Source organism: Bradyrhizobium zhengyangense (assembly GCF_022012555.1).
Lineage (GTDB): Bacteria > Pseudomonadota > Alphaproteobacteria > Rhizobiales > Xanthobacteraceae > Bradyrhizobium > Bradyrhizobium zhengyangense.
The window spans coordinates 1-10,273 of record NZ_JAKLTZ010000051.1; the positions used below are offsets into that span (position 1 = coordinate 1).

A 10,273-nucleotide genomic window follows, 5' to 3' on the forward strand; every position below is an offset into this window, starting at 1 on the left:
CCGGGCGACATCATCCCGGAATGGTGGGCGAGATCATCTCGGAATGGTGGGCGACATCAAATCGGAACGGTGGGCGACATCATTCCGGAATGGTGGGCGACATCGAGCGGAATCAGCATTCAGGGGGCAGGTCATCGTTTTGGCCCGGTTCAGGCCATGGAGGCGCGTTCCTGCCGACGTGGCGGGCCATCATTTCCATTTGCTTTCTGGTTGGCATGCGCCAGGAGGCGGGAGGGTCGGTCATGCTCAATTAGAACATAACATGAACAAATAAGTCGAGTCGGATTTTGGTGGGAGGCGGCATCTACCCAATATATGTCGCCGGCGCAGCGGAACGAGCCCCAAGAAAGCATGCTAGATTAGGCTGCACGTCTTCTGCTCTCAGATCATTGCCGCGAGAGGTTGATTATGCCCGCCTATTTCATTGTCCAAAACACCATCAAGGACGAGGCGCAGTACCAGAAATACGTGCAGGCCGTCGTGCCGTTCATAGCCAGCTTTGGCGGAAAGCTTGCAGCCAGACGAGCGAAGGTGGAGGTGCTGGAAGGCGAACACGATCAGCGCCCCGTCGTCATGTTCGAGTTTCCCGACATGGAGGCCATCCACGCCTTCTGGAATTCGCCGGACTATGTTCCGATCAAGAAGCTGCGCGAGGGTATAGCCACCATGAACATCTGGGCATTTCCCGGCGCCTGATCCGTGGACGACAGGTGGCTGGTGGCGGGCGCAGAGGCTAACCGGTGGCCGCGAACAGATCCCATTTGCCCGGCAGCCCCTTCAATTCGTACGAGCCGCGCTCGCTGAACCGCAGTCCCGCGCCCGCGACGAGATCGGTCACAACACGCGAAACCAGCACCTCGTCTGGCGCGGATTGCGACATGACGCGGGCCGCCGCGTGGACGGCGATGCCCCCAATGTCGCTGCCCCGCATCTCGATCTCGCCAGTATGCAGACCAGCGCGTACCGGCAAGCCGATCTGACGGGCGGCACTGCTGAACGACAGCGCGCACCGGATCGCACGACCGGGCCCGTCGAAGGTGGCGAGCACGCCGTCCCCGGTGGTCTTCACCAGATTGCCTCGATGCCGGTCGATGAACTGACGCGCAAGCGCGTCGTGCTCGTCGAGGCGGCCCCGCCACCGCTGGTCGCCTATTTCGGCCGCCTGCCGCGTGGAGTCGACGATGTCGGTGAACATGACGGTCGCGAGAATGCGCTCGAGATCGGTGTCGCCCGCCTGGCGATGGCCGGTCACGAATTCCTCGATGTCGCCGACCAGGGTCTCGGTGTCCCCGGTCCAGAATGCGTGATCTCCGGACGGATACTCGATGTACTTCGCCCCGGGTATCCCCGCCGCCATCTTACGGCCCAGCGCTACCGGCACTTGGGCGTCGGTCGCCCGATGCAGGATCAAGGTCGGGGCGCGGACACACGGAAGGATGGCATTCACGTCTATCCGGCGATTGGAAATTATGTAGGACCTGATGGCGCCCGGACTGCACGCCAGCTTTTCGAACTTCGCAATGCGCGCGGCCGCGTCCGGATTGGAGGCCTCGCTCGCGAATACGTTCGCGAGAAAGCTTCCGCTGCCCCAGCGCTTGACGAGGTTCGCCAGCCTTTCATCGGCCTCTGCTGGGGAAAAGCTCGGCGGAAACAGGTCGGCGATGCGGGCAAGGCCGCCGAAAAGAACCAGGTGGGAGACGCGATCTGGATAGGTCGTCGCGAACAGAACGCTCATGGAAGCGCCCTCGGAGAAACCGACCAACACGGCCCGCCGCGATCCGATTGCGTCCATCACCGCCCGGACGTCGTCGATGCGGTCCTCGAGCGAAGGCACATCGGCAAGCCTGTCGGACAGGCCTTGTCCTCTCTTGTCGAAAGTGACGACCCTCGAGAACCGGGCCATCCGGCGGAGGATTTGCGTGTAGCCGGGCAGCTCATGCTGGTAATCGATATGCGAGATGATGCCAGGGACCAGGATGATGTCGACAGGGCCGCTGCCCATGACCTGGTAAGCGATGCTGAAATCGCCGCTCTGCGCATATTGCGTCTCGGGCAATGCAAGTTCAGCCATGGCCAGCCCCGCTATGACGTTGCGGGGACTGAGTATTGGTCAGATCGTGGATGAGATCAACTGGGGCGCGCGCATCCGAGGCGGGATCGCTGGCAAGTGAGTAGACCGTCTCTTCCGCCCCGCTGCGCTCGCGGCCGGACGCCCGCAGGCGAGTGAGTTCAATCCACGCCAGCGCAGCGTTGATCCATCTCTGCCGTTCGGCTCCATCGGCTTCAGCGGCGAGCTTCATCGCCGCAACTGCCTCATGCTCGGGGTCGTACTCGGTCTCCATCGGGCGGAAATATAATCGCAGATCGTAAACGATCACGCGTCGATGGCACCGTAGGAATCCGGGGCCGCTGCAGAAACCGGGGCCGTGATCCTATGGCTCGGGAAGTACCACGCCCGTCAGCTCGCCCAGTTTGGATAAGAGCGATCAGCCGTTCTTCGCGGCGCGATTGAAAGCTTGGACCTTCACCAGGTCTTTCGAGTGTGTGCCCTCGCTGTCGGTCTTCGTTTTTGAGTCCACGCCGGCAGGTTGTACCGGCCGGATAGCCTCTTTGACATTGTCCGGCCCCAGTCCCGCAAACCGACCCATAGTTCGCCCGCACAGCGGCCAAGTTGGCCCGCAAACGGAGGCGTAGTTGGCCCGCAATGGGCGAGTTGCCAGCGTAGTGCTCGCACTACATCGCAAGGATGCGCACGCAGCCTTCAGATGAAGATGCGATCGTCCCTGGCGGCTCCGGCGATGACTTCCTGCTGCATCGATCCCGTCGCTCGCCTCAGAGGCTAGATCGGCGGCCCACCCGAGGCGCTCCCTCCAGATCCATCCCCACCGTCGTTTTCGTCGTTCGGATCGGGATCGACCTGGCTCTTGAAACGCGCGACGACTTCCCTGATGCGGGATACGACCCGGCGCGCCGCCTCGATCGATGGCTCGGCCTTGTTCGGGATGAATTCGTCGTATTCGGCATGCCTGACGCGATGCCGCATCCTCAGGCACTCGAGAAGATCTCGGCGCGTTTCGGCGTCGAACAATGCCGGCCTGGCGCTCTCCCCATCGCGTGCATGAACGCGCTCGAATTCCTGTAGCCATCGAGGCCGGGCGCGTCGAAGCCTGCGGCCTCGAATAGGCGGATTGCCATGCCGAGATGCATCAGCGCGTAGTCGATGTCCTTGTCGACGTCCGTCCACCTGGCGTCGCTCATGGCACCTGCACCATATGACTCCGGATGCGGTCCAGAAAACGGCTGCTCGATCTGGATTTGAGATGGATGTCCGCCGGGAGGCCCTGCTTTCGGCAGGCGTCTTCCACGAATTCGACGGCTTCCGATTCCATGTCGGCGGGGAAGTCGACGACGACGTCGAGGTCGCTGTCGAACTTCATCCGGTCTTCTGCAGCGGAGCCGAAGATCAGAAACCTTCCGCCCCGCGCGGCGCCGAAGGTCCTCATTTCGGACATGACGAGATCTGCCGCGGCCCGCCGTCTGGCGGTCTCGCGGGACTTTCTCTCGGCAACGGTCACGACGCCTGGCACAGACTGTTCCCAATCAAACCGGATATCGCTGAGAAATATAGACATTTTGTCGGCAACAGAAAAGGGCGCGAAGTCGGAGAGGTAAACGATGCTTCATCCTTTCGGCATGTAGGCTTTATCCAACCCTCGCTGCAGCAACTCCTCGACCACTGCGGTGACACGCTCTTTTCGCGGATCTTGCGTCCTCGATCGTCTGCTCCTTGACCAGGACCTGCGGTGGAGCGTTGCCCACGGGGGCGCTTGGTCGCTGGTCAGGACTACCACCCGTCTCAGTCGAATCCAGCCAAGTCGATACAGAGGGACAGATCATCATTAAGTATGAAGTCAATGGCACAGATTGGGAGTTTTCGGTCGGCGACAATGGAGTTGGCAGACAGGATGGCGTTTTTGCGCGAGCTAAAACTGGACTTGGCAGCGGCATCGTGAAGGCGCTTGCGCAAAGTCTAAACGCCCAGGTCGAAACTCTGTCGGGAGCTGGGGGACGACAGTATCCATCACTCACACCACGTTCTTAAAAGCCGGTAGTCGAGCAGCGTAGTCAGCGGCCCCCGTGAGGGTTGGCGAATTGCGTTACAGATTGGTCTCCGAATTCAGAAGCTGAAAGCTTTTGCTGCTGCAAAAGAAATCAGCATCGGTCTGGGGACACGAAAGATCGGAGCCGCTACAGCTTCCTCGCCTGACTAAAAGCGACTTCAAACCCGTCTTCGTCAACCGCGTCTCCGCTCTGACAGGTGTGGCGCCGGGCCTGACTGACCAGCGACCCGGGGCCGATGCGCTCTCTCTCTGACTTCACGCTGCGCGCGCAAGCAGGAACGCGCCCGACAGGATGAGGGCCACCCCGGCGAAATGGCTGAGCCTGCCGCCGAACGGCAGCATTTTCTCGCAAGCGACATAGAGCGCAATGCCTATGATCCAGACGAAGTTCATCACACCACTGACGAACAGGAGCGCCATCAGAAACCAGCAGCAGCCTACGCAGTAAGTGCCATGCCTCGTTCCCATGCGAAGCGCCCCTGCGGCGCCCGCCCGCCAGAAGCTGCTGAGGAACAGGAGCGGGCTTTGACAGTAACGAAGGCAGGCGCGCTTGAGCGGGGTGAACTGATATAGTCCCGCCGCGAGCAAGATGATGCCGCCTAAGGCACGGCTGGTGCTGGCCATCGCCATCGATAGCAGTCCGAAGTGCTCGAGCACCCCCTGCGCGAGAACGGCCATGAGGCTGAAGCCCGCCCATATCAGAAGGTATCCGGAAAGAAACATCCAACCTTCCAGCACAGGGCCGGATGCATCATCCTTGCCGCGCTTGACGGCAGCGTACAGCAGCACGGTAGGAGCCGCGCTCGGCACCATCATCGCGATCATCATTACCCACCACATGACGAACAGCAGTGCGGCAGAGACCGGCGTCCATGGCATCGGCGCCATGTCCGGCATCTCGGTCATCATGTCGGTATCCATGCCGGCGCCGCTGGCGAGATACACCCAGGCGAGCGCCGCCACCGTTGCGGTGCCGATCGCTACGATGAGGCGTTCGCGGTGCAGCAGGCGTTCAAGCGCCAGGTGCGCGGTCATGGATGCTCTCGACCGAGGATACAGCCGATTATTGGTCCGGCTTCAACGCACCATCAGGCCGCGACACCCTGCGGCGTCTGCGTCACATTGGCGAGAGAAGAGTGCGTGCCCTTGGTGTCGAACTTGATTTCGCCAGTGGAATGGATGTCGGCAGAGGCGACCTCGGCGCCCCGGTGTTCGAAGCCATCGGGCATCATTACCTGAATCCGGTGCGGGGCGCCCGTGACCGGATTCTTGATCGGTTCGACACTGGTTTCGAGCACGCCCTTGGCGACAAGCTTCGCGACGCGCCCGTTCTTGTCGAAGGAGAATTCGAAGGGAACGAAGACTGGATCGTGAATGGTGGTCACGATCATGCTGAAGATGTGGAACATCGTCCCTTCTGCTGAATGCTTGCCCGACAGAATATTGAAAAGGGCTTCACGCTGCTGCGGCGTCGCCCGCTCATCGACGATGGGCTGCATCTTGCCGTTGCCTTCGTGTAGCGCGCCTGGAAAATCGACGACGGCCGCAAAGCAAAGGCCATCGAGCCTGGTGCCCTCAAAATGCCCCTTGGTGATCCGCATGGCGACGAGCCCCTGGCAGGATCCATGGGTCGGCGGGGCGTTAAAATCGCAGGGACACCCGAATGCGCAATTGCAGTTCTTGATCCATTCGCCTTCGAGACGCCAATCGGACGCAGCCATGGTACATCTCCAGTATGAGGAGGACGCGGCAGCCGCTTCTTTTTTCTATTCGAGACTGCAATTCGGTCCCAATAGTATAAGCATAGCAGGGGCGGGGCTAACGTACAGCGAATGTTTGTTTGCAGCCAAATCCGGGCCGGGAGCTCCCGCGCACGGCTGCAAGGTAGTCACCAACGCCGGGATCTGGCGCTGCGCTATGCCGAAGGCTCAGCGCCAACTCCCCTCGCTCGTAACCGGGCAAATCCAACGGCGAGGGCGAACTCAAAACGGGCTAAAACTTGGGAGCAAGGTCAAGGCGGCTGCCATAATGAACGTTTGTGCCCTTCTCTCGTCCATAGCGGTACCTACCCCTCTGCCGGGCGAGCGAGCTCGAGCCAGGCCTGCGCGACGCTGATCCAGCGCTGCCGTTCGAAACGGCGTTGACGGCCTCCTTCATCGCCGCCTCAGCCTATTTTTCGAGGATCGAAGTCGCTGCCCATGCGGTAGATATCGTACCAACAGTGCGTAAACGACAGATGGCGGCGGGAGCCGTACGAATCCGGAGGACCGCGCTCGGACGTTCGAGGGCCGGCCTTGATCCCTAATCCCGAGGAAGCGCGACGCCAGTCATCTCGCCCAGTCTGGTGATGAGCTGATCCTGGAATTCAGGATCGGCGGCTTCGCGCGCCGGCTGCTCCTGCTGGAGGTGATGCCAGTACCGGCCGCTCACCCTGGCTGCCGGATCATCGCTTACGGCCAGCCATGCCTGGGTTCGCTGCCCGGTCTCGATGTCGACCGGCGCGCTGGGCCCGCCCATCTTCGTGCGCACCCAGCCGGGATCGACGGCGTTGCTCAGGACATTTGGCCAGCGGCGTGCCAGTGCGAAAGCCAACGCCACAGCGTGAAGCTTGCTCTCGGCATAGGCCTTCGCGGGATCCCAGGTGCGCTTCGTCCAGTCGAGGTCGGCGAGGGAGCCCTCGCCGCCGCGATGCAGGCCGCTACTGAGGTACACCAGTCGACGGGGGCGCTCGATCAGCGCCGTCAGCATGTAGGGTGCCAGCGTGTTGATCGCGAGGACACCGGCGTGCCCCTCAGGTGTCGAGCCGCGACTTTGCTGCGCATAGACGCCCGCGTTGTGGATGATCGCATCCATGCGGCCGATGGCGTTGACCTGATCCGCGATGCCTCTGGTTTCTATCGCGCTACGGAGATCGCCGACCACAACTCCTGTAGCCCGCGACCCGAGATCGCCGATGCCGGCCGCGCGATCCGCCGATCGGGCGTGCAGCACCACTCGGTGGCCGCCGCCGAGAAGCGGCTCGGCCGCCGCGCGACCCAGCCCGTCCGTGCTGCCGGTGATGAAGACAAGTGCCATCAGGCCGATTTCCGCTGCGGCTTGGCTGTCGGCTTCTTCGCCGCCGTTTCCTTCGGCTTCTTGCCCTCGATCGGCATCAGCATTTCCTTCTGCCCGGCCGATGCCTTGCGCCCCTTCTTGGCAGGCTTGCCGGCTTTCGCTGACGCGGCCTCCTTCCCGACGGACCGGCGCAGCGCCTCCATCAGATCGACGACGTTGGTCGCCGCGGGCTTAGACTTCGGCGTGATCGGCTTGCCGGCGCGCTTCTGGTTGATGAGGTCGATGAGCGCGGTCTCATAGTGGTCCTCGAACTTCTCGGGTTCGAACCGGCCGGCCTTCTGGTTCACGATGTGCCTGGCGAGGTCGAGCATGTCTTTGGTGACCTTCACGTCCTGGATTTCGTCAAAATACTCCTGCTCCGAGCGCACTTCGTAGGGGTAGCGCAGCAGGGTGCCGACGAGCCCCTTGTCCATCGGCTCGACCGCGATGATGTGCTCGCGGTTGGTCAGCACGACGCGGCCGATCGCGACCTTGTCCATCTCGCGGATGGTCTCGCGGATCACCGCGAAGGCGTCGTGGCCGACCTTGCCGTCTGGCCGAATGTAGTACGGCCTGATCAGGTAGCGCGGATCGATGTCGGCCCTGTCGACGAACTCGTCGATCTCGATGGTGCGCGTGGATTCCAGCGCGATCTCCTCGAGCTCCTCCTTGGTGACCTCGATGTACTGCCCCTTCTCGAGCTCGTAGCCCTTGACGATGTCCTCGTTGGACACCTCGTCGCCGGTGTCGGCGTCGACCTTCAGGTACTTGATGCGGTGTCCGGTCTGCCGGTTGAGCTGGTTGAACGAGATCTTCTCGCTCTCGGAGGTGGCCGGGTAGAGCGCGACCGGACAGGTCACCAGGGACAGACGTAGGAAGCCTTTCCAGTTGGCGCGGGGGGCCATGTACGCAGAACTCCGGTTGGGAATGGCTTGGATTCAAGACGAACGAGGCAGCCTCGTTCCGACATCGGGGGCGGCCGGGAGGCCGATTTCCCCCTCCGCCATAGGGGCCATCGAGCTTTCGCGATCTGTTCTGTAGGAATTCTTGGCGTTGGCCTGCTTCCGACCTCAGAGGCCTAGTTTGATTTGTTGGTGGCCTAATCCACTAAGTACACTTTTGTACAGTTCCAAGGAACTCATGCAGGTGTTCCAGACTCTTCCCTGCACTTGATATTTGTTAGGGAATGTCGTGGTCACGAAGAACACCCGGGAAGTAGCAGCCACGCTACTCAAGCTCGCCAAGACGAGTTCCGATCCAGCGGTCGCGGCTGGATTTATCGAGAGGGCCGCCGATCTAAAGGAGCGGATAGACGACGAGGGCTTGCCCAAAGCCGACGATAACCTATCGCCCAACATCATCGAACGGCAGTAAGCCGCCTCAGGCCTCCCAAATTGACGTCGAGCAACGCCACGTCGAACGCGCTGTCCCGGGCCGTTGCAATGGCCGCCTCCAGAGTCCCCGCTTCGGCCGTCACACGGTGGCCGAGCTCCTCGACCATTTCGGCGACCATCATCCGGATAAGGGCCTCGTCCTCGACGAGCAGGATCGATGCGGATGTCACCGCGGGCCTCCCGCGAAGTGCGCATCCCGTACGGTCAGCAATTCAGACACCGCCGTGACGTGTCGCGCCGGCGCGAACGGTTTCGCCAGAAGGATCGAGCCGGGCACGCCTGCGAGGGCCATTGATCGCCGGCCGCTCCGGTCATGTAGATCACCGGCAGGTCGGGCACGATCTCCCTGACCCGCCGCGCCGCATCCCATCCGCTCAGCCGGCCGCGAAGGTTGATGTCGGTGACCAGGGCGCGGTGCGCGCCGGGATTGCCGGTGAAAAGCGTCAGGGCTTCCTCCGCGGTCGCCACGGTGTTGACGAAGAATCTGCCCTCGCCGAGGGCGTCCTCGATGATCTCCTGCAACTGATAGTCGTCCTCGACGACCAAGATGGACGGCTGGTCCAATGTGCCCCCTTGCGCGTCAGGGCTCGGATACCCGGAATCGAACTCGGTACAAATCTGGACGGTGGAACTTTGTTCCGCAAGCTAAGAAGATATAGCCAGAGAACATCAGTCGCCGACCTCGCGCCGGCGGAGCCGCTCAGCGTCCGAGCCGCGACACCGACTGACGATTCAGGCGGTCGAGCGCATGCACCAATTCCTCGCCGTCGAGGACAGCCCGGAGCCGGCGCAAGGTCTCTCCGGGATCCGGCGGGCCTGGCCCGTCCTCGGCGAGAATTCTTCGCGCGTCGACGATCGCGCGAAACAGAGAGTCATGATCGGGGCTGTTCATGTTTGTGCTCCAGCGCAAACCAATCCTGGAAGATGGCATGACGTTCCCAATGCGCCGACACCGGGAAAAAAGGAAACATCGGTAGCCAGGGAGAGTTGGCTCCGAAGAATCCGGCCGTGCTGGAGGTTTGTCGATGTCGGAAGACGGCACACTGAGGCGGGCACTCGATACCGCGTGGGCGCTGTACCTGAGCATGCACGACGACGTCGATCCGGCGGACGCCCGGCGAGGCCTGCTCGAGCGACACCTGCAGCGCCGTTTGCAGGCGCAGCAGAGCGACACCGATCAACTCGCGCGCTCCGGGCTAACCTATCTCGAGCGGCTTCCACCCGACGACGATTGAAGAGGCCCGCTGGTGAGAAAGACGCTGAAATGCATCGTACGCTTGGTCTCGCGGAGCTCTCGGCCGGATTGGACCCTTGAAGCTCTTTCCTGCCTCCTCGCCGGCGCTTGCGTTGTGATGCTGCAACTTACGCTAGGACCTTAGGCTGGCCACCGGCTGGCTATTGACCCCCACTTCGATGCCGCCTGAACCAAGAAAGGCTTTGCGAGTTCCTAGATTGATGAGGAGAGCGTCCATGCGGAGAAAGCATACCGCTGAGCGACCTATCCGCATAAGCTGGGGTAGTGGATCGAATGATGCCAAAGAATTCTTCTTCAGATATGACTGATCCGCTCGACTCGCAGATTGCCACTTTGTGCGGCCGAGTGGAGGCATTGGTGCCTGGATGCAGAGCGGGCGTCTGCATTGCAAGTGCCGATCATACGAAGTT

General features: G+C 61.8%; 15 protein-coding genes. 3 read left to right on the forward strand and 12 right to left on the reverse strand.

Annotated elements, in window-relative coordinates; genetic code table 11:
* A partial coding sequence (locus L6639_RS42500) for a hypothetical protein (protein WP_237867302.1) occupies window positions 1-254 on the forward strand: 254 nt, incomplete at its 5' end.
* A gap of 154 nt (window positions 255-408) precedes the next feature.
* Window positions 409-696: a DUF1330 domain-containing protein gene (locus L6639_RS42505; protein WP_237867304.1), complete on the forward strand. Its 288-nt coding sequence runs from the start codon at window positions 409-411 to the stop codon at window positions 694-696.
* 37 nt (window positions 697-733) lie between these two features.
* Here the strand turns inward: L6639_RS42505 and L6639_RS42510 are convergent, their stop codons facing one another.
* The 12 genes from L6639_RS42510 to L6639_RS42565 all read right to left on the reverse strand — a co-directional run bounded on the left by L6639_RS42510 (window position 734) and on the right by L6639_RS42565 (window position 9,500).
* Complete coding sequence (locus L6639_RS42510) at window positions 734-2,071, reverse strand: adenylate/guanylate cyclase domain-containing protein (RefSeq protein WP_011090734.1); 1,338 nt, start codon at window positions 2,069-2,071, stop codon at window positions 734-736.
* A complete protein-coding gene (locus L6639_RS42515) occupies window positions 2,064-2,378 on the reverse strand; it encodes a hypothetical protein (RefSeq protein ID WP_237867305.1) in 315 nt (104 codons plus the stop codon). The genes L6639_RS42510 and L6639_RS42515 overlap by 8 nt, the downstream gene beginning before the upstream one ends.
* A 461-nt stretch (window positions 2,379-2,839) precedes the next feature.
* Complete coding sequence (locus L6639_RS42520) at window positions 2,840-3,088, reverse strand: ribonuclease toxin HepT-like protein (RefSeq protein WP_338076582.1); 249 nt, start codon at window positions 3,086-3,088, stop codon at window positions 2,840-2,842.
* Entirely contained in the window at window positions 3,046-3,258 is a 213-nt protein-coding gene (locus L6639_RS42525; RefSeq protein WP_237867307.1) for a hypothetical protein, read from the reverse strand. Before L6639_RS42525 ends, L6639_RS42520 begins: the two co-directional genes overlap by 43 nt.
* Window positions 3,255-3,575 carry a nucleotidyltransferase domain-containing protein gene (locus tag L6639_RS43010; RefSeq protein ID WP_237867308.1) on the reverse strand — a complete coding sequence of 107 codons (321 nt, stop codon included), beginning with the start codon at window positions 3,573-3,575 and terminating at the stop codon, window positions 3,255-3,257. Before L6639_RS43010 ends, L6639_RS42525 begins: the two co-directional genes overlap by 4 nt.
* An 801-nt stretch (window positions 3,576-4,376) precedes the next feature.
* Window positions 4,377-5,156, reverse strand: a complete 780-nt coding sequence (locus L6639_RS42535) for a DUF2182 domain-containing protein (RefSeq protein WP_237867309.1) — start codon at window positions 5,154-5,156, stop codon at window positions 4,377-4,379.
* A gap of 53 nt (window positions 5,157-5,209) precedes the next feature.
* Window positions 5,210-5,842 carry a DUF1326 domain-containing protein gene (locus L6639_RS42540; RefSeq protein ID WP_237867310.1) on the reverse strand — a complete coding sequence of 211 codons (633 nt, stop codon included), beginning with the start codon at window positions 5,840-5,842 and terminating at the stop codon, window positions 5,210-5,212.
* 580 nt (window positions 5,843-6,422) lie between these two features.
* Window positions 6,423-7,196, reverse strand: a complete 774-nt coding sequence (locus L6639_RS42545) for an SDR family NAD(P)-dependent oxidoreductase (RefSeq protein ID WP_237867311.1) — start codon at window positions 7,194-7,196, stop codon at window positions 6,423-6,425.
* Entirely contained in the window at window positions 7,196-8,119 is a 924-nt protein-coding gene (gene ku, locus L6639_RS42550) for a non-homologous end joining protein Ku (RefSeq protein WP_237867313.1), read from the reverse strand. The genes L6639_RS42545 and ku overlap by 1 nt, the downstream gene beginning before the upstream one ends.
* Window positions 8,120-8,571: 452 nt before the next feature.
* On the reverse strand, window positions 8,572-8,778 hold the full coding sequence (locus tag L6639_RS42555; protein ID WP_237867314.1) for a response regulator: 207 nt from the start codon (window positions 8,776-8,778) through the stop codon (window positions 8,572-8,574).
* Between the two features lie 34 nt (window positions 8,779-8,812).
* The gene (locus L6639_RS42560) at window positions 8,813-9,154 is read right to left on the reverse strand and encodes a response regulator (protein WP_338076583.1); all 342 of its coding nucleotides are present in this window, start codon (window positions 9,152-9,154) and stop codon (window positions 8,813-8,815) included.
* Window positions 9,155-9,308: 154 nt separating this feature from the next.
* Window positions 9,309-9,500 carry a hypothetical protein gene (locus L6639_RS42565; protein ID WP_237867315.1) on the reverse strand — a complete coding sequence of 64 codons (192 nt, stop codon included), beginning with the start codon at window positions 9,498-9,500 and terminating at the stop codon, window positions 9,309-9,311.
* A gap of 133 nt (window positions 9,501-9,633) precedes the next feature.
* Here L6639_RS42565 and L6639_RS42570 point away from each other — a divergent pair, with 133 nt between their 5' ends.
* Window positions 9,634-9,843: a hypothetical protein gene (locus tag L6639_RS42570; protein ID WP_237867316.1), complete on the forward strand. Its 210-nt coding sequence runs from the start codon at window positions 9,634-9,636 to the stop codon at window positions 9,841-9,843.
* Window positions 9,844-10,273 lie beyond the last annotated feature (430 nt).